The organism is Shimia biformata (assembly GCF_016888515.1).
Classification (GTDB): domain Bacteria; phylum Pseudomonadota; class Alphaproteobacteria; order Rhodobacterales; family Rhodobacteraceae; genus Shimia_A; species Shimia_A biformata.
The window spans coordinates 269,054-285,515 of record NZ_JAFEJK010000002.1 but is presented as its reverse complement, the minus strand read 5'-3'; the positions used below and the strand labels follow the sequence as shown (position 1 = coordinate 285,515).

Sequence of the window (16,462 nt, the reverse complement as noted above, 5' to 3'; positions counted from 1 at the left end):
GATCACTTCTCGGTAAATTTCAACTCGATCCGGCGATTACGTGCAAGCGCCTCGGGCGTGGTATCGGGGTCGATTGGCTGGTACTCGCCAAACCCGTTTGCCGACAGACGCTCTGGCGGGATGCCCAGTTCCTCGATCAGGAACCGCACCACGGACAAGGCCCGCCCCTGGCTGAGCTCCCAGTTGTCGGCATATTTGCCGGGGCTGAAGAAAGGCTGGCTGTCGGTATGGCCATCGACCTGCAACACCCAGTCGATACCCGCAGGAATGTCCGCTGCCACAGATTTCAAAATCTCCGCAACTTTGGCAATCTCTCCCTTGCCCTCGTCCGACAGGGTGGCGCTGCCGATTTCGAACAGCACCTCGGACGAGAACACAAACCGGTCCCCGACGATGCGCACGCCTTCTTGCTGGCCCAGCACGTCGCGCAGTTGCCCGAAGAATTCCGAGCGGTATTTCTCAAGGTTTTCGGCCTCGGCCCTCAGACGCGCGGCTTCTTCCTGCAGGCGGATACGCTCGGCTTCTTCCAACTCGCGGCGCTTGCGCTCTTCTGCGGCGGCGCGGGCAAGGGCGGCGTTCAGCTCGGTGCCCAGCGATTCAAGCTGAACCCGCGCGGCCTCGTCCCGGGCCTTGGAATCGTCGAGCAGAGCCTGAAGTGACCCCAATTGTCGGCGCAATTGCGCGACCTGCTGGTTCAGCAGCGCCACCTGCCGCGCGGCATCTGCGGATTTCGCTTCTTCCTCGGCCAGTTTGCGGTTGGCAACCGCAAGCAACGCGGCGCGCTGTTCGGCTTCGGTCAATGTCGCCTCGGCCTGGGCCTCTGCCGCCTTGCGCGCGGCCAATGCTGCCGCCAACTGGCGCTCAACCTCGGCCTGATCCGCCAGCTTGTTCTCGGCGGCAAGTTTCGCGGCAAGCGCGGCGGCAAGCTGTTGCTGCAGGTCCGCGTCATCCACGCCGGATGCCGACAGCGCTTCCTCAGCACGGCGCTTGGCGGCCAGCGCCTCGGCCAATTGCGCCGACAGGGACTCCGTCGCGTCGCGGTTTTCGGCAAGGGCTTTCTCAGCCGACGTCTGGGCGGCCCTGGCCAAAGCAAGCTGTTCCAGAAGGTCGGCTTCGCGCTCATCGAACCCGGCAACACGGCGTTCGGCTTCATTCTGGGCGGCAAGTGCGGCGGCCAGTTGCTGCTCCAGCGACAGTATCTGTTCATCTGCGGCTTGCCGCCCCTCGGTTGCGGCCCCTGCCCGGGTCTCGGCCGCCAGTTTCGCCTCAAGCGCCGCCGCCAGCTGAGCTTCCAGCCGCTTCAGGTCAGTCTGCAGCGCTGCCTGCGCATCGTCAGCAGCGCTTTGCGAAGCCGCCAACCGCGCCTCAAGTTCAGCGATAGTGGCGGCGTTTCTGTCAAGGTCCAGCAGAGCCGCGGCCAGCCGCGACTGAACCGATGCCATATCACCGTCGCGCGTTCCCAGCTCTGCCCGCGCCTGTTCCAGCGCAAGCATGGCCGAAGCCAGTTCATCCTCGAGCGACGACACTCGAATGCCCCGGCCCTCGGCCTGCATCCGGGCGTTTTCCAAGGCCAGAAGCGTCGCTGAAAGCTCGGCCCGAAGCGCGCGCAAGTCCGCCTCTTGATCCGCTGCCAGCGCCTTGGCCCCCTCCAGCGCCAGCAATGCCGCCGCAAGTTCGGCATCGGTGGTTTCACCCTCCAACAGTGCCGCGGCCAGCTGTTGCGACAGGTCATCCCGCGCCTTTTCCGCAGCAGCCAAAAGCGTCAGAGTGTCTTCGGCACGTTTGCGCTGTGCTTCCAGCGCCAATGTCATCGCAGTCAGCTCCGCATCTGCATTCTTCAGCCGTTCACGGAGTGCTTCGGCTGCGGCGGCCTCGGCCAGCTTTTCCGCCTCTTCCGCCGTCAGTTCCTGTTCCAGCCCCTCGACACGCGCGGCAAGCGCTGCATTGGCATCGGCATTTTCGGCGTTTTCGCGGCGCAAATCGGCAATCAATGCTTCCAGCGCCTCGCGGCGGGTGGCAGCAAGGCGGGCGTTTTCTGCCGCCTCGTCGATTTCGTCACGCGCAAGGGCCAGCGCGGTGTTCAGCGCCTCTTGCTCGGTCAGCAAATCAGCCTTTTCACCCTCAAGCGCAGCGATGGCTGCAAGCCCGCTGTCGCGCTCTGCAATCAGCGCGGCGACCTGAGCCTCAAATGCGGTGATCTCGGTGCGGGCGCGGGCAAGCGCGGCGTCCTGCGCAGCACGTTCCGCCGTCAATGATGCAATCAGCGCGGCCTGTTCATCAGCCTCGGCGCGGGTATCTGCAAGCGTCGCTCTGACACTGCCCAAATCTGTCTCAAGACGGGCAGTCCGATCGCGTTCCAGCCCAAGCGCCTCGGCCAGTGCCGCCACTTCCGCCGACAGCGCATCCAATTCGGTTTCCTGTCCCGTAATCGTCTCTCGCAGGACGAATTGCACCACCATGAAGATCGTCAGGACGAACATCAGGACCAGCAACAGCCCGGTCATCGCATCCACGAAGCCGGGCCAGATCGAGGCCTGAAACCTTTGACCCGTGCGGCGGGACAGGGCCATGGATCAGCCCTCCTTGTCCCTGTTCGGGGATGACGTCCCCTCGACGGCGCGGCGCAGCTTGCCCATGGCACGCGGGCGGCCGGATTCGGACAATTGCGTCAAGGTCTGGTTCAGGGTTGCCAGATCGCCTCGCAGCTGCGTCATGGATTCCTGCCGTCCGGCGGAAATCTCTTCAAGGATGCGCAGCATCTGCACATCGATCGACCGCAACCGCATCCGGCTTTCGGCGTCGATCCCGTCGCCTTCGTCCGTGCCGCGCGCCTCAAGCACTTCGATCAGTCGTTCCTGCCCCTCGGCGACGCGGAGCAGCGCGTGCGTGGTCGGAGCCTGCGTCTCCATCCGGTCGGTCATCCGTTCGATCGCAGCGGCGAGGTCGGTCAGCCGCTCATCAACGACGGCGCGTTCGGCTTCCGAGGCGCGAAACATCTCGCGCAGCGACGCCATCTGCTCGGCCATATGGTCAAGCACACCGGCAACCGCATGCTGTTCGCCGCCAATGTCGCTTTCTGCCGTGGAAAAGCCAAGCCGGGTGATCGACGACAGCCATTCCTCAAGTTCACGATAAAATCGGTTCTGGCCATGGCCTGCGAACAGTTCCAGCAAGCCGACGATCAGCGATCCTGCCAGCCCCAAAAGCGATGAGGCGAAGGCGATCCCCATACCACCCAGCTGGCTTTCCAGCCCGGTCATCAACCGTGAAAACACTTCGACCCCGCCCTCGCCCTCTTGCGGGGCAAGACTGCGGATGGTGTCGACCACGGCAGGAACCGTCGTCGCCAGCCCGTAAAAAGTCCCCAGAAGCCCGAGGAAAATCAACATGTTGACCAGGTAACGCGTGATTTCACGCCCTTCGTCGATCCGCGTCGCCACGGAATCCAGGATCGATCGGGCCGAAGACGCGCTGATCTGGCTGTGGGCGCCGCGCTTGCGCAGCAATGCCGCCAGCGGCGCCAGTAACGACGGCGGCACGACCTGTTCATGCTCAGGCAATTGCCCGGCAAACCCTTCGATCCAGCGCACCGACGAAATCAACGACAACACTTGTGCAAAACAGGCAAATACCCCGATCAGAAAGACAAAGAAGATAAAGCCGTTCAGATACGGGTTCGCCTGGAACACGGGAAAAACGCGCGGCAAGGCGAAATAGATCAGGGCCCCGGTCAATCCCAGCACAATTAACATCATGACAATCTGTCTGATGGGATGCGAGAAATGCAGCTCGGCCTCGAGGTCTGGCTGGTCCATTTGGACGTATCCTGACGCTTTGTTATTGGGTCGGTTCTTTGGTCCGGATCAGCCTACGCGCAACAGGTCAACCTGCCAAGCGCCTATGACGCGCTCAATTCCGCCACGCGGCGGGAAAGCCACGCAAGGTCGTCATCCTCGATCCCCAATTCGCTCAGATGGCTTGCCGTGTTGTGCAGATACTCGGTGTTGGGCCCCCGCCCACCCACGGCCTGCGCTATGATCTGCGCCTGTTCCTCAAGCTCAAGATGGCAATACTGCACATGATCGGGGTCGATGACATATGTCACCGCCTCCACCCGACGGCCATCGGCCAGATCGACATCCAGCACACGCTCAAGATAGGCCGACGATATCAACTCACGCTCGCGCAGGTAGTCCAGTGTCCGCGCTTCGTGACCCGGCGCGACCTTCAGCGCCAGCCCCTGGCAGGACGCTCCCGCCATGGCATCAAGCGCCAGAACCAGCCCCGGTTCGGCCTCGGTGCCGCGATGGTGGATCGACCGCATGCAAAAGCTGCGATGCCAGCCGGGAAGCGTGGCAATCACCCTTTCGCCGAAGTCAAAACCGGGGTTCCACAACAAGGACCCGTATCCGAACACCCACATCGCGCCGCCTCTGGTTCTTTGATTCCGGCAGGGTTAAACACCAAAGCGCCGAAACAGGAAAGGGCCGTGCCGTGAAACGCTTGCTTGTCTTGATTATCGTTCTGGCCCTTGGCTGGGCAGGCTACTGGGTATTTGGCGCGCAGGCGCTGAAAGGCGCCTGGAGTCAGTGGTTTGCCGACCGCACAGAAAACGGATGGGTCGCCGAAGTGGATGAACTGAAGGTGGCAGGTTTCCCAAACCGGTTCGACGTGACTTTCGACGGGCTTGACCTGGCCGACCCCCGATCGGGTCTGGCGTGGTCCGCGCCGTTTTTCCAGATATTCGCACTCAGCTACCGCCCAAACCACGTGATCGCTGTCTGGCCGCACGAGCAAACCATTGCCATCCCCGGCCAGCGCGTGTCGGTCGACAGTGGCGATATGCGCGCATCGCTGGTTCTGGGCGACAAGACCAGCCTGCCGCTTGAACGGATGAACTTCGTCACCGAAACCCCGGTCCTGACCAGCGATGCAGGCTGGCAAAGCGCGGCCGAAACCGTGAACGTTGCGCTGCATCGGCAGGAACCGGCGCAAAGCACCTATCGGCTGGCGGTCACTGCCACAGGCTATACGCCGCCCGCGTTTTTGCGAGAGGCATCCTCGACGGCACTGCCGCACAGCCTGTCATCCCTTGAACTGGACATGACAACAACCTTCAACGCGCCATGGGACCGGTTCGCAGTCGAACGTGCCCGCCCACAGCCGACCCGCATCAACCTGGACAAGGCCCAGGCCACCTGGGGCGAACTGCACCTGGCCGCCGCTGGCACCGTCGATGTCGATGCCTCGGGCTACCCGGTGGGCGAGGTCACGGTCCGCCTGACAAACTGGCGCGAGATGGTCGCCCTCGCCCGCGCCTCGGGTCAGGTCCCCGAGGGGGTGATGGACGGGGTGGAAAAGGGGCTGGAACTGCTGGCCGGGCTATCGGGTAACAGCCAGACCCTCGACGTACCGCTGACCTTCAAGAACGGCCGCATCTGGATCGCCATCGTACCGCTTGGTGCGGCGCCCCGGCTGATCCTTCACTGATCCGGCGCATTCCTCTTGCTGCAAATACCTCGGGGGTGAAGCCGAAAAACGCGCGCGTTTTCCGGCGAGGGGGCAGCGCCCCCTGCCCTGCTCACAGCATGGCCGGAACAACAAGGTCAGGCGGCCGGTGGCCGTCATCGAATGTCTTGATATTGATAATGACCTTCTCGCCCATCTCGGTGCGCGCCTCATGCGTGGCGGACCCCATATGCGGCAGCATCACCACGTTCTCCAGTTCGCGCAGCACCGGGTTGGCGTCATAGCCATGCTCATAGACATCCAGCCCCGCCCCCGCGATCTCGCCCGCCTTCAGCATCCGTACCAGCGCGTTTTCGTCGATCACCTCGCCCCGCGACGTGTTGATCAGGACAGCGTCCGGCTTCAACAGCTTCAGCCGCCGCGCATTCATCAAATGAAAGGTCGAGGGCGTGTGCGGGCAGTTGATCGACAACACATCCATGCGCGCGACCATCTGGTCCAGGCTTTCCCAATAAGTCGCCTCAAGCGCATCCTCGATCTCGGGGCGCAGGCGGCGGCGGTTGTGGTAGTGGATCTGCATGCCGAAAGCGCGGGCACGGCGGGCCACGGCCTGACCGATTCGTCCCATGCCCAGGATCCCCAGGCGACGCCCACCGATCCGGCCGCCAAGGAAGGCTGTTGGTGCCCAGCCGTTCCAGCCGCCGGTTTTCATGACGGCCAGCCCCTCGGGGATGCGGCGGGTGACCGCCAGCAAAAGCGCCATGGTCATGTCAGCGGTGTCATCGGTCAGAACGCCCGGTGTGTTGGCCACCAAGACTCCGCGCTGACGCGCCGATTCGACGTCGATGTGATCGACCCCGGCACCGTAGTTGGCGATCAGCTTCAACCGGTCCCCGGCGGCGGCGATCAGGTTGGCGTCGATCGTGTCGGTCAGCGTCGGCACCAGCACGTCCGCCTCCTGCAGCGCTTCGATCAGCTCCGAGCGGGTCATCGGCGTGTCATCGTCGCGCAGAGAAACGTCAAAAAGCTCTTTCATGCGTGTTTCGACCACTTCCGGCAAGCGTCGCGTAACAACAACACTCAGACGTTCCTTTGGCATTCGCCTCTCCCAGATTCTTCCCAAAGCTTCACGTTGCTGGCACAGTGCCCCAGTGACAGACGGGGCACAAGAACCCTGCGACAAAATTCACGGGCAGTCGGTAATTTTCTGATGCAAAAAGTGCGGAACGCGCAATTTCATTGCACAGCCATTCTGTTGGTTGTGACCCTTCTCATCGCCGGATTCGGCGCAGCGCCGGTCTTTGCCGGGTCTCAGCGCGGGCCCGTCACCAACCTGCCTTTGCCCCGATATGTGTCGCTGAAGGCAAACAAGGCCAATGTGCGCCGCGGACCGTCGCTGACCCATCGGATCGACTGGGTTTTTGTCCGCCGCTCCATGCCACTGCAGATCACGGCAGAGCATGGTCACTGGCGCCGGGTGCAGGATTCCGAGGGCGCGGGCGGCTGGATTCACTACTCGCTTCTGTCCGGGGTGCGCACCGTGATCGTCCAGAAGGACATGATGCCGCTGCACATGCGACCCGCCGACAACACCCCCGCCGTGGCCCATTTGGAACTGGGTGTCGTCGCGCGGCTTCAGGAATGCGAAGCCGACTGGTGCAAGCTGAATGCCGCCGGTTACAAGGGCTGGGCCCCCAAGGACGCGCTTTGGGGTGTCGGCGCGGACGAGATTCGCGAGTAAGTCTGGCCAGTTTAGGCTTATGCCGACAGGTGCTTCACCGCATCGCGGATCGCGCGCATGTTTTCGCCATAGACCTCGGGGCTGTCGACCGACCCGCCCTTGAACACCGCCGATCCCGCGACCAGCACATCGGCCCCGGCCTCGACCACCAGCGGGGCGGTTTCGGGGGTCACGCCACCGTCAATCTGGATGTGGATCGGACGATCCCCGATCATCGCGCGCAGGCGGCGTGTTTTCTCGACCCCCGAATGAATGAACTTCTGCCCGCCAAATCCGGGGTTCACGGTCATGATCAGCACCATGTCCACAAGGTCCAGCACGTGTTCGATGCTTTCCAGCGGCGTGCCGGGATTGAGCGAGACGCCCGCCATCTTGCCCGTTGCCTTGATCGCCTGAAGCGTGCGGTGGATATGCGGCCCGGCCTCGACATGGGCGGTAATCATATCCGCACCCGCCTCGGCATAAGCCTCAATATAGGGATCAACCGGCGCGATCATCAGGTGCACGTCCATAAACGTCTTCACATGCGGGCGGAACGCTTTGACTGCCGGCGGTCCGAACGTCAGGTTCGGCACGAAATGCCCGTCCATCACGTCAACATGCACCCAGTCCGCGCCCTGATCCTCGATGGCGCGAATTTCGGCGCCAAAATTGGCGAAATCGGCCGACAGGATGGACGGGGCGATCTTCACGGAACGATCAAAACTCATGTGGCAACTGTCCTTCTGGTGGCGCGATTCGAGCTTGGCGGGACCATGAGGGCAACGGGGTGAAAGATCAATGTGGGCATGGTGATGCGCGACCTTTCGCCAAGCGCACTCTTTTTAATCATTTAGCCTAGGCTTCGGGCAAATGCCCTGAAAAAAGGCGCTTGCGCATCGGCTTTCCCGTACAGCGCTACGCCCTGACGCGCGCAGGTGCAAACTGACCACAATCAAAGGAGCCCCCCCATTTCCACCGCAGCCGCCATATCCACGTCAACCCAAGTCCAGACGCAACCGCGCACCGTCGGCGCTGCGCGGCTGGTGACCAAGCGCGTCGGAACGGGATCGGCAATTGCCGATCTGCGGTTACAGGGGTCTTACCGTATGCTGTTCCCGCGCGGGCCGCGCGAGGTGGTGCAGGCGGTGATGCTGAATACATCCGGCGGGGTCACGGGCGGCGATCACCTTGAGGCGCAGATCACAGCTGGACCGGGCAGCGCGCTGACCGTGACCAGCCAGGCGGCCGAGCGCATCTATCGCAGCGGCGACGGGCGCGACGGGCAGGTCATCAACCGAATTGCCGCGGAAACCGGGGCCACCCTTCATTGGCTACCGCAGGAAACGATTGTCTTTGACGGGGCACGGCTGGACCGCAGGCTGGACATTGACCTTACCGACGATGCGCATTTCCTGATGGTCGAACCGATCCTGTTTGGGCGCCTTGCCATGGGCGAAACGGTGCAACAGGCCCATATCCGCGACCACATCACACTGCGGCGCGGCGGCAAGCTGATCTTTGCCGACCGCACCCGGTTGACGGACGACGTGCAAGCTTTGCTTGATCGCGCCGCGACGGGCGGTTCTGCAAGAGCTATGGCCTCGGTCCTGATGGTGCGGCCAGACGCAGAAACCATGCTGCCGAAACTGCGCGCCCTTCTGCCCGAAACCGGCGGCGCGACACTTCTGGCGCCCGATATTCTCTTTGCGCGGATCCTGGCCCCCGACGGCCACGACCTGCGCACCACCCTGATCCCGGCGCTGCACCTTCTGGGCGGCGCCGACCTGCCACGAACATGGATGCTCTGACATGCAACTGACCCCCCGAGAAAAAGACAAGCTTCTGGTCGCCATGGCCGCCGAGGTCGCCCGCAAGCGGCTGGCGCGTGGCGTGAAGCTGAACCATCCAGAAGCCATTGCGCTAATCACCGACACGGTGGTCGAGGGCGCGCGGGATGGCCGCTCGGTTGCGGACCTGATGCAGGCGGGCGCGCAGGTCATCACCCGCGACGACTGTATGGATGGCATCCCCGAAATGATCCACGAGGTGCAGGTCGAGGCGACATTCCCCGATGGCACCAAGCTTGTCACCGTTCACCAACCAATCCGCTGAAGGAGACCCCCATGCGTCCGATTTCCGTTCTTGCCCTCTTGTTTGCCGCCGCCCCCGCGATTGCCCATGAGGGCGCACATGTCCATCCCCATGCCGACAGCCCGGTCTGGCTGTCGCTCCTTGCGGCTGCGCTGGTTGCCGCCGCTGCGACGGTGGTGATCCGGGGCTTCAAATGATCCCCGGAGAGGTCATTGCCGCCGAGGGCGATCTTGTCCTGAACGAAAGCGCCGAAGCGATCACCCTGATGGTTGCCAATACCGGCGACAGGCCCGTCCAGGTTGGCAGCCACTACCATTTCGCCGAATCCAACCCGGCGCTGGACTTCGACCGCGACGCCGCGCTTGGCCGCCGGTTGGACATCGCTGCCGGAACCGCCGTGCGGTTTGAACCCGGCCAGCGCCGCGAGGTCGCACTGATCCCGATCTCGGGCGCGCGCCGCATTTTTGGCTTCAATCAGAAAGTGATGGGGGCATTGTGAACTCCACATGCGACGACACAGGTTCGCCCCCGACCCGTTCCACACGGCGGGTCAGGGGCGAACCGGATCGCCCGCGATCCGGCACACACCCACACGCAACCCGATAACCCAGCATCGCCTGACGCCCGAGGAAAACCATGCCCGCCACGATCTCCCGCTCCGACTATGCCGCCATGTTCGGCCCGACCACTGGTGACAAGGTCCGGCTTGCCGATACCGACCTGATCATCGAGGTCGAACATGACTTCACCACATATGGCGAAGAAGTGAAATTCGGCGGCGGCAAGGTGATCCGCGACGGTATGGGCCAAAGCCAGGCGACCCGCGCCGAGGGGGCGGTGGATACCGTCATCACCAACGCGCTGATCGTCGACCATTCGGGCATCTACAAGGCCGACGTCGGCCTGAAGGACGGACGCATCCACAAGATCGGCAAGGCCGGCAACCCCGACACCCAGCCCGGCGTCGACATCATCGTGGGCCCCGGCACCGAGGCGATTGCCGGTGAGGGCAAGATCCTGACCGCGGGCGGGTTCGACAGCCATATCCATTATATCTGCCCGCAACAGATCGAGGACGCCCTGCATTCCGGCCTGACCACCATGCTCGGCGGCGGCACCGGCCCGGCGCATGGCACGCTGGCCACCACCTGCACGCCCGGCCCCTGGCATATCGGGCGGATGCTGCAGGCGGCGGATGCCTTTCCGATGAACCTGGCCTTTGCCGGCAAGGGCAACGCGTCCCTGCCCGCCGCGCTTGAGGAACAGATCAAGGCCGGGGCCTGTGCCCTGAAACTGCACGAGGACTGGGGCACCACCCCTGCCGCCATCGACTGCTGCCTGTCGGTCGCCGATGCCATGGACGTACAGGTGATGATCCACACCGACACGCTGAACGAGTCTGGCTTTGTTGAAAACACCGTGGCCGCAATGAAGGGCCGCACAATCCATGCGTTCCACACCGAAGGCGCGGGCGGCGGCCATGCCCCGGACATCATCAAGATCTGCGGGGAAGAGTTCGTGCTGCCCTCGTCCACCAACCCCACCCGCCCCTTCACGGTGAACACGGTGGACGAGCATCTGGACATGCTGATGGTCTGTCACCACCTGGACAAGTCCATCCCCGAAGACGTCGCCTTCGCCGAAAGCCGCATCCGCCGCGAGACCATCGCAGCCGAGGATATCCTGCATGACATGGGCGCGTTTTCGATCATCGCCAGCGACAGCCAGGCGATGGGGCGCGTCGGCGAAGTGCTGATCCGCACATGGCAGACCGCCGACAAGATGAAGAAACAGCGTGGACGACTGCCCGAGGAAACCGGCGCAAACGACAATTTCCGCGTCCGCCGTTATATCGCGAAATACACGATCAACCCGGCAATCGCCCACGGCATCGCACATGAGATCGGGTCAATCGAGGTGGGCAAGCGCGCCGATCTGGTCCTGTGGAACCCGGCCTTCTTTGGTGTGAAACCTGAAATGGTACTGATGGCCGGGACCATCGTCTGCGCCCAGATGGGTGATCCCAATGCGTCTATTCCAACGCCGCAGCCGGTCTATAGCCGTCCGATGTTCGGCGCCTTTGGCCGCTCGGTCGAAAACTCGGCCGTGACCTTCGTTTCTGACGCGGCCATATCAGAGGGCATCCGCGACACGCTGGGACTGGCGAAACAGACCGTCGCGGTCCAGAATACCCGCAATATCGGCAAACGGGACCTCGTTCTGAACGACCACACGCCCGAGATCGAGGTGAACCCCGAAACCTACGAAGTCCGCGCCGACGGCGAATTGCTGACCTGCCAACCGGCCGAGGTTCTGCCCATGGCGCAGCGCTATTTCATGTTCTGACAATGAACCTATGCGCTGTCGGCAAGGCGGATATGAAGGAAGGAAACCTTGTGTTGTTAACTAATCATCGCCATATCGCACCCCAAGGATGGGCCTTTCTTGGTCAAAGGAGCAAAGCGCGACATGGCACTGACAGACACAGCACATGGAACACATTCGGCTGGCACCGGGGGATTGGCTGCCCTTCTCGGCCGCATCGTCACCCGGCTTTGGGACAGCAATCCGCGTTATCGGCGGGCACAGGCGCTGGCACGTCTTTCCCCCGAACAATTCGTGGAACGGGGCGACACTCGCGAACAGGCATTGTGTCGGATTTTTTCAATAAATCTGCGCCCTTAACAGACGGCACGCAGGCCTTGCACAAGCCGCAACCCGGCTATGCGGAAAGAAGCGTGGTCAAGTCAACCTTGCTGACCCATATTGAGATCAAGGGGAGGAGCAACGTTCAAACAAACGGGGTTCCAAATGGCACTTACAGACACACATGCGACCACCGAGGTCGTCGAAAGCTTCTCGATCAAATCCGCATTGGCCGCACCCTTCGTGGCAGTGGGCAACTTCCTGGTCAAACTGGCCGAGGCCAATTCCCGGGTGCAGAAGGTCGAGCGCCTGAACGCGATGTCGGACGACGAGTTGAAAAAGATCGGTCTGCGGCGCGAGGACATCGTGCGTCACGTTTTCCGCGACTACATGGTCTTTTGACGCAATGCGCGGGGGTGGCACGATGAACGCGTCGCTGCTGACCGCCCGCGCCTATCATGGCCATGCGCACCAGACACCGATCGGTGCCGTGGCCCTGACTTACGAAGACCGCTTCCTGCGCCGCAAAATGCTGACCATGACCGATGGCAGCGCGGTGCTGGTCGACCTGCCCAAGACCACCTCGCTGGATCACGGCGGGGTTCTGGTCCTGACCGATGGTCGCGAGGTCGAGGTCATCGCCGCGCCTGAACCGCTTCTGGCAATCACGGCGGACGACCTGACGCGCATCGCCTGGCATGTAGGCAACCGCCACACGCCCTGTCAGATCGAAGCATCGCGCCTTCTGATCCAGCCTGACCACGTCATCCGTGAAATGCTGGGACTTCTCGACGCATCCGTGACCGAGGTGACGGAGCCCTTCACGCCCGAAGGCGGCGCATACGGTCACGGCCGCACCCATTCCCACGCCCATTGATCTGATGTCGATCGAGGCTGACCTGATCCTTGCCCAGTGGCTGTCGCCTGCCTATCCGGTGGGCGCGTTCAGCTATTCCCACGGGCTTGAACAGGTGGTGGCCGATGGCGCAGCGCGCGACGCGGGCAGTTTTTCCCAATGGCTATCGGATATTCTGGAACATGGCGGCGGGCATTCTGACGCGATCCTTCTGGCCTGCGCCTACCGCGCCGAAGCGGACCAGGTCGAGGAAATCGACGCAACGGCCCGCGCCTTGGCCCCCTCGTCCGAGCGGCAGCTTGAGACCACACAGCAGGGCGCGGCGTTTGCCGCGACAACCGAAGCGGTGTTTGGTCCCGAGCTTGGTCACCTGACCTATCCGGTGGCGCTGGGCCGTGCCGCGCGATTGCAGGGGTTGCCGCTGGAAAAAACCATCGCCTTCTATTTGCACGCCTTTGCCTCGAACCTGAGCTCGGCGGCGATCCGGCTGGTGCCGCTGGGCCAGACCGAGGGGCAAAAGGTTCTGCACGCCCTTCTGCCGCTTTGCCAATCCATTGCCGGCAGCGCGCAACACATGACCCTGGATGACATCGGTTCTTCCGTTTTTGCCGCCGATATCGCATCAATGCGGCACGAGAGCTTGTATTCGAGGCTATTCAGGTCATGACATTCATTGCATTTTTGTTTTCCGCAACCCTGATCGTCATTGCAGCGCTGCATCTGGTCTGGGCGCTGGGTATCTGGCTGCCGATCCGGGACGAGGCGCAGCTGACGCGCACAGTGGTCGGCGCCAAGGGCATGGCGGAAATGCCCGGCCCCGTTCCCTGCGCCATGGTGGCGATGATCTGCCTGTTCCTGGCGATCCTGCCGCATCTGACCAGTTTTCCGTTTCGTGTACCGCTGATGAGTGCAGCCGGGGCGGTCTTCATCCTGCGCGGATTCGCCCCCTTCTTTCCTGCCTGGCGCCGCCTGTTTCCCGAACAACCGTTTGCACGGCTTGATCGGCTGTTTTATGGCCGTCTCTGCATCCTGCTGGGGCTGGCGCTCCTGTTCCTGATCCCTTCAACCTGACTTTCGGAGCTTCCTGACATGGCATCCCCAAACGGCCCCCTTCGCATCGGCATCGGCGGACCCGTCGGTGCGGGCAAGACCACGCTGACCGCGCAACTGGCGCGCGCCTTGCGGGACAAGCTGTCGATCGCGGTGGTGACCAACGACATCTACACCCAGGAAGACGCCGAGGAATTGATGCGCCAGCAGGTCCTGCCGCTTGAGCGGATCAAGGGTGTTGAAACCGGGGGCTGCCCGCATACCGCCATCCGCGAGGACGCCTCGATCAACCTCGCCGCCATCGCCGAGTTGAACCAGACCTTCCCGGACCTCGACGTGGTGCTGATCGAAAGCGGCGGCGACAACCTGTCGGCCACCTTCAGCCCCGAACTGGCCGATCTGACGATTTACGTGATCGACGTCGCGGCGGGCGAGGAAATCCCCCGCAAGGGCGGCCCCGCCATAACCAAGTCCGACATCCTCATCATCAACAAGACCGACCTTGCCCCGCATGTCGGCGCTTCGCTCGACGTGATGGAGCGGGACGCCACCCGGATGCGCGCCGGGCGGCCCTTTGTCTTTGGCCAGATGAAACACGGGATCGGGCTGGACCAGATCCTGCCGCTGATCGGCAAACTGGGTGGCGTGCCGGAACTGCTCTAGCCTTTGGGCGCCACTTTCCTGTATCAGCCTGCGCAAGCTAACCGGGCCGTGGGCAATGATCGAACTTCGTGACGTGGACCTTTCCTTTGGCGACCGCGCCGTTCTCCGCGGGGTGTCCTTGCGCCTGTCCGAGCGTCGGATCGGCGTGATCGGCGCGAACGGGTCGGGAAAATCCTCGTTCATGCGGCTTCTGAACGGGCTGGTGCTGCCAAACCGCGGCACAGTCACGGTCGATGGGCTGGACACTGGGACGCATGGCAAGGACGTGCGCCGCAAGGTCGGTTTCGTCTTCCAGAACCCCGACAACCAGATCGTCTTTCCGGTGGTGGAAGAAGACCTTGCCTTCGGGATGAAAAACCTTGACTTGCCGAAAGACCAGATCGCCGCCCGCATCAACGAGGTTCTGGCGCGTTACGACATGACCGACCTGCGCGAATACCCAGCGCACCTGTTGTCTGGTGGTCAGAAACAGCTTCTGGCGATCTCGGGCGTCCTGGTCATGGAACCGGACTGGCTGGTTTTGGACGAGCCAACCACGTTGCTTGACCTCAGAAACACCCGCCGCATCGCCCGCGCCATCGACGGGGTGAACCAGCACGTCATCATGGCGACCCATGACCTTGACCTGATTGCCGGGTTTGACCGGGTCATCCTGTTTGATCAGGGCAAGGTGGCACTGGATGGCCCGCCCGCCGAGGTTGTTCCCGCCTATGAACGGATGATGGGCTGATGCTGGATCTCTATTCCCCCGGCACCTCTCGCCTGCACCGCGCCCGTGCCGGGTGGAAACTCTTGGCGCTGATGGCGTTTGGCACCGCGATTTTCCTAACTGACACCCTATGGCATGTCTTGGCGGCGGGCGGCGTCGTTGTGGCGCTGTTCCTGCTTTCCGGCCTGACCCTCAGACAGGCCTGGGCGCAGGTGCGGCCCGCGATCTGGATCCTGGCCATCCTTTTCGTCGTTCAGGGGATCATCAACTCGTGGGCGCTTGGTGCCTTCGTGGTGGCACGGTTCGCGGTGCTGCTGACGGCGGCGGGGCTGTTGACCCTGACCACCCGCGCTTCCGACATGATCGACGCGATCACCTTTGGCCTTGGGTTCCTGCGTCCCGTCGGCGTGAACCCGGCCAAGGTGGGGCTGACCTTCTCGCTGGCGCTGCGGTTCATTCCCGTGCTGGGCCAGATCACGCAGGAGGTGCGCGAAGCGCAGAAAGCGCGCGGCCTGGAACGCAGCCTGATTGCCGTCGCTTTACCCGTGGCCATTCGCACCATCAAGATGGCGGACGATGTCGCCGATGCGATCGACGCACGGGGATATCGTCCCTGATCGACCCGGTTTGAAACGCGCAGGTCAGGCAATCCTTGCTTTTTCGCACCTGCAGCATTAACGACTCCGCCAACCAAAACACGTGAACACAAGGGACCAAGACCAACATGGACACCAAAAGCATTGTCTATATCGCGCTGTTTGCCGCTCTTACCGCGGCGCTGGCGCTGTTTCCGCCGATCCAGCTGCCCGGCGGGGTGCCGATCACGGCCCAGAGCCTTGGCGTGATGCTGGCGGGATCGCTGGCTGGCGCGAAACGCGGCGGGCTGGCGATGGTGCTGTTCCTGGCGCTGGTCGCGGCTGGCCTGCCGCTTCTGGCCGGAGGTCGCGGCGGCATCGGTGTCCTGTTCGGACCGTCGGGTGGATTTCTCTTTGCCTGGCCGATCTCGGCTTTCGTGATCGGCTATTGCGTGTCGAAATTCGCGGGCGACAACCTGGTCAAGCTGATCGGCTGGATCATCTTCGGCGGTATCGTGGTGATGTACGCCATCGGTATCCCGTGGCTGGCGGTGGCGGCGGAAATGCCGATGACCAAAGCCCTGACCGTGATGCTTGCCTATATCCCCGGTGACGTGATCAAGGCGGTTCTGGCCGCTCTGATCACCCGCGGCGTGCGCCGCGCGCTGCCGGGCTTCTGA

20 protein-coding genes are annotated in these 16,462 nt (G+C 62.9%); 15 read left to right on the top strand and 5 right to left on the bottom strand.

Annotated elements, in window-relative coordinates:
- Positions 1-2: 2 nt before the first annotated feature.
- The 3 genes from JQ863_RS16605 to JQ863_RS16595 form a co-directional block, all read right to left on the bottom strand.
- A complete protein-coding gene (locus JQ863_RS16605) occupies positions 3-2,570 on the bottom strand; it encodes a peptidoglycan -binding protein (protein ID WP_204115448.1) in 2,568 nt (855 codons plus the stop codon).
- A gap of 3 nt (positions 2,571-2,573) precedes the next feature.
- Positions 2,574-3,815 (bottom strand): biopolymer transporter ExbB, encoded by a 1,242-nt coding sequence (locus tag JQ863_RS16600; protein ID WP_204115447.1) that lies wholly within the window; start codon positions 3,813-3,815, stop codon positions 2,574-2,576.
- Positions 3,816-3,898: 83 nt separating this feature from the next.
- Positions 3,899-4,423 carry a gamma-glutamylcyclotransferase gene (locus tag JQ863_RS16595; protein WP_204115446.1) on the bottom strand — a complete coding sequence of 175 codons (525 nt, stop codon included), beginning with the start codon at positions 4,421-4,423 and terminating at the stop codon, positions 3,899-3,901.
- Positions 4,424-4,494: 71 nt separating this feature from the next.
- On the opposite strand from JQ863_RS16595, the gene JQ863_RS16590 reads away from it, so the two are divergent.
- A complete protein-coding gene (locus tag JQ863_RS16590) occupies positions 4,495-5,490 on the top strand; it encodes a DUF2125 domain-containing protein (RefSeq protein ID WP_204115445.1) in 996 nt (331 codons plus the stop codon).
- A 91-nt stretch (positions 5,491-5,581) separates the two neighbouring features.
- On the opposite strand, the gene JQ863_RS16585 is transcribed toward JQ863_RS16590, so the two are convergent.
- Positions 5,582-6,568: a 2-hydroxyacid dehydrogenase gene (locus tag JQ863_RS16585; protein ID WP_204115444.1), complete on the bottom strand. Its 987-nt coding sequence runs from the start codon at positions 6,566-6,568 to the stop codon at positions 5,582-5,584.
- Between the two features lie 111 nt (positions 6,569-6,679).
- On the opposite strand from JQ863_RS16585, the gene JQ863_RS16580 reads away from it, so the two are divergent.
- A complete protein-coding gene (locus tag JQ863_RS16580) occupies positions 6,680-7,210 on the top strand; it encodes an SH3 domain-containing protein (protein ID WP_204115443.1) in 531 nt (176 codons plus the stop codon).
- Positions 7,211-7,227: 17 nt separating this feature from the next.
- On the opposite strand, the gene rpe is transcribed toward JQ863_RS16580, so the two are convergent.
- The gene (rpe, locus tag JQ863_RS16575) at positions 7,228-7,920 is read right to left on the bottom strand and encodes a ribulose-phosphate 3-epimerase (protein WP_204115442.1); all 693 of its coding nucleotides are present in this window, start codon (positions 7,918-7,920) and stop codon (positions 7,228-7,230) included.
- Positions 7,921-8,235: 315 nt separating this feature from the next.
- On the opposite strand from rpe, the gene JQ863_RS16570 reads away from it, so the two are divergent.
- The 13 genes from JQ863_RS16570 to JQ863_RS16510 all read left to right on the top strand — a co-directional run bounded on the left by JQ863_RS16570 (position 8,236) and on the right by JQ863_RS16510 (position 16,462).
- On the top strand, positions 8,236-9,000 hold the full coding sequence (locus JQ863_RS16570) for an urease accessory protein UreD (protein WP_204115441.1): 765 nt from the start codon (positions 8,236-8,238) through the stop codon (positions 8,998-9,000).
- 1 nt (position 9,001) lies between these two features.
- Positions 9,002-9,304, top strand: coding sequence for an urease subunit gamma (locus tag JQ863_RS16565; protein WP_204115440.1), 303 nt, complete (start codon positions 9,002-9,004; stop codon positions 9,302-9,304).
- Between the two features lie 11 nt (positions 9,305-9,315).
- Positions 9,316-9,480 (top strand): peptidase M23, encoded by a 165-nt coding sequence (locus JQ863_RS16560; RefSeq protein ID WP_204115439.1) that lies wholly within the window; start codon positions 9,316-9,318, stop codon positions 9,478-9,480.
- Complete coding sequence (locus tag JQ863_RS16555) at positions 9,477-9,782, top strand: urease subunit beta (RefSeq protein WP_204115438.1); 306 nt, start codon at positions 9,477-9,479, stop codon at positions 9,780-9,782. The genes JQ863_RS16560 and JQ863_RS16555 overlap by 4 nt, the downstream gene beginning before the upstream one ends.
- Positions 9,783-9,919: 137 nt before the next feature.
- Entirely contained in the window at positions 9,920-11,629 is a 1,710-nt protein-coding gene (gene ureC, locus JQ863_RS16550) for an urease subunit alpha (protein WP_204115437.1), read from the top strand.
- 465 nt (positions 11,630-12,094) lie between these two features.
- A complete protein-coding gene (locus tag JQ863_RS16545; RefSeq protein WP_204115436.1) occupies positions 12,095-12,331 on the top strand; it encodes a DUF1127 domain-containing protein in 237 nt (78 codons plus the stop codon).
- Positions 12,332-12,353: 22 nt separating this feature from the next.
- Entirely contained in the window at positions 12,354-12,806 is a 453-nt protein-coding gene (locus JQ863_RS16540; protein ID WP_204115435.1) for an urease accessory protein UreE, read from the top strand.
- Positions 12,807-12,810: 4 nt separating this feature from the next.
- Positions 12,811-13,452, top strand: a complete 642-nt coding sequence (locus JQ863_RS16535) for an urease accessory protein UreF (RefSeq protein ID WP_204115434.1) — start codon at positions 12,811-12,813, stop codon at positions 13,450-13,452.
- Positions 13,449-13,856, top strand: a complete 408-nt coding sequence (locus JQ863_RS16530; RefSeq protein ID WP_204115433.1) for a DUF3995 domain-containing protein — start codon at positions 13,449-13,451, stop codon at positions 13,854-13,856. Before JQ863_RS16535 ends, JQ863_RS16530 begins: the two co-directional genes overlap by 4 nt.
- 18 nt (positions 13,857-13,874) lie before the next feature.
- Complete coding sequence (gene ureG, locus JQ863_RS16525) at positions 13,875-14,498, top strand: urease accessory protein UreG (protein WP_204115432.1); 624 nt, start codon at positions 13,875-13,877, stop codon at positions 14,496-14,498.
- Positions 14,499-14,553: 55 nt separating this feature from the next.
- Entirely contained in the window at positions 14,554-15,228 is a 675-nt protein-coding gene (locus tag JQ863_RS16520; protein WP_204115431.1) for an energy-coupling factor ABC transporter ATP-binding protein, read from the top strand.
- A complete protein-coding gene (locus tag JQ863_RS16515; RefSeq protein WP_204115430.1) occupies positions 15,228-15,824 on the top strand; it encodes an energy-coupling factor transporter transmembrane component T family protein in 597 nt (198 codons plus the stop codon). The genes JQ863_RS16520 and JQ863_RS16515 overlap by 1 nt, the downstream gene beginning before the upstream one ends.
- 107 nt (positions 15,825-15,931) lie before the next feature.
- Positions 15,932-16,462: a biotin transporter BioY gene (locus tag JQ863_RS16510; RefSeq protein WP_204115429.1), complete on the top strand. Its 531-nt coding sequence runs from the start codon at positions 15,932-15,934 to the stop codon at positions 16,460-16,462.

Excerpts from the sequence above, each read along its gene's own strand:
- JQ863_RS16605 (WP_204115448.1), bottom strand. The coding sequence starts at position 2,570 with ATGGCCCTGTCCCGCCGCACGGGTCAAAGGTTTCAGGCCTCGATCTGG.
- JQ863_RS16600 (WP_204115447.1), bottom strand. The coding sequence starts at position 3,815 with ATGGACCAGCCAGACCTCGAGGCCGAGCTGCATTTCTCGCATCCCATC.
- JQ863_RS16595 (WP_204115446.1), bottom strand. The coding sequence starts at position 4,423 with ATGTGGGTGTTCGGATACGGGTCCTTGTTGTGGAACCCCGGTTTTGAC.
- JQ863_RS16585 (WP_204115444.1), bottom strand. The coding sequence starts at position 6,568 with ATGCCAAAGGAACGTCTGAGTGTTGTTGTTACGCGACGCTTGCCGGAA.
- JQ863_RS16580 (WP_204115443.1), top strand. The coding sequence starts at position 6,680 with ATGCAAAAAGTGCGGAACGCGCAATTTCATTGCACAGCCATTCTGTTG.
- rpe (WP_204115442.1), bottom strand. The coding sequence starts at position 7,920 with ATGAGTTTTGATCGTTCCGTGAAGATCGCCCCGTCCATCCTGTCGGCC.
- JQ863_RS16565 (WP_204115440.1), top strand. The coding sequence starts at position 9,002 with ATGCAACTGACCCCCCGAGAAAAAGACAAGCTTCTGGTCGCCATGGCC.
- JQ863_RS16560 (WP_204115439.1), top strand. The coding sequence starts at position 9,316 with ATGCGTCCGATTTCCGTTCTTGCCCTCTTGTTTGCCGCCGCCCCCGCG.
- JQ863_RS16555 (WP_204115438.1), top strand. The coding sequence starts at position 9,477 with ATGATCCCCGGAGAGGTCATTGCCGCCGAGGGCGATCTTGTCCTGAAC.
- ureC (WP_204115437.1), top strand. The coding sequence starts at position 9,920 with ATGCCCGCCACGATCTCCCGCTCCGACTATGCCGCCATGTTCGGCCCG.
- JQ863_RS16545 (WP_204115436.1), top strand. The coding sequence starts at position 12,095 with ATGGCACTTACAGACACACATGCGACCACCGAGGTCGTCGAAAGCTTC.
- JQ863_RS16540 (WP_204115435.1), top strand. The coding sequence starts at position 12,354 with ATGAACGCGTCGCTGCTGACCGCCCGCGCCTATCATGGCCATGCGCAC.
- JQ863_RS16535 (WP_204115434.1), top strand. The coding sequence starts at position 12,811 with ATGTCGATCGAGGCTGACCTGATCCTTGCCCAGTGGCTGTCGCCTGCC.
- JQ863_RS16530 (WP_204115433.1), top strand. The coding sequence starts at position 13,449 with ATGACATTCATTGCATTTTTGTTTTCCGCAACCCTGATCGTCATTGCA.
- ureG (WP_204115432.1), top strand. The coding sequence starts at position 13,875 with ATGGCATCCCCAAACGGCCCCCTTCGCATCGGCATCGGCGGACCCGTC.
- JQ863_RS16520 (WP_204115431.1), top strand. The coding sequence starts at position 14,554 with ATGATCGAACTTCGTGACGTGGACCTTTCCTTTGGCGACCGCGCCGTT.
- JQ863_RS16515 (WP_204115430.1), top strand. The coding sequence starts at position 15,228 with ATGCTGGATCTCTATTCCCCCGGCACCTCTCGCCTGCACCGCGCCCGT.
- JQ863_RS16510 (WP_204115429.1), top strand. The coding sequence starts at position 15,932 with ATGGACACCAAAAGCATTGTCTATATCGCGCTGTTTGCCGCTCTTACC.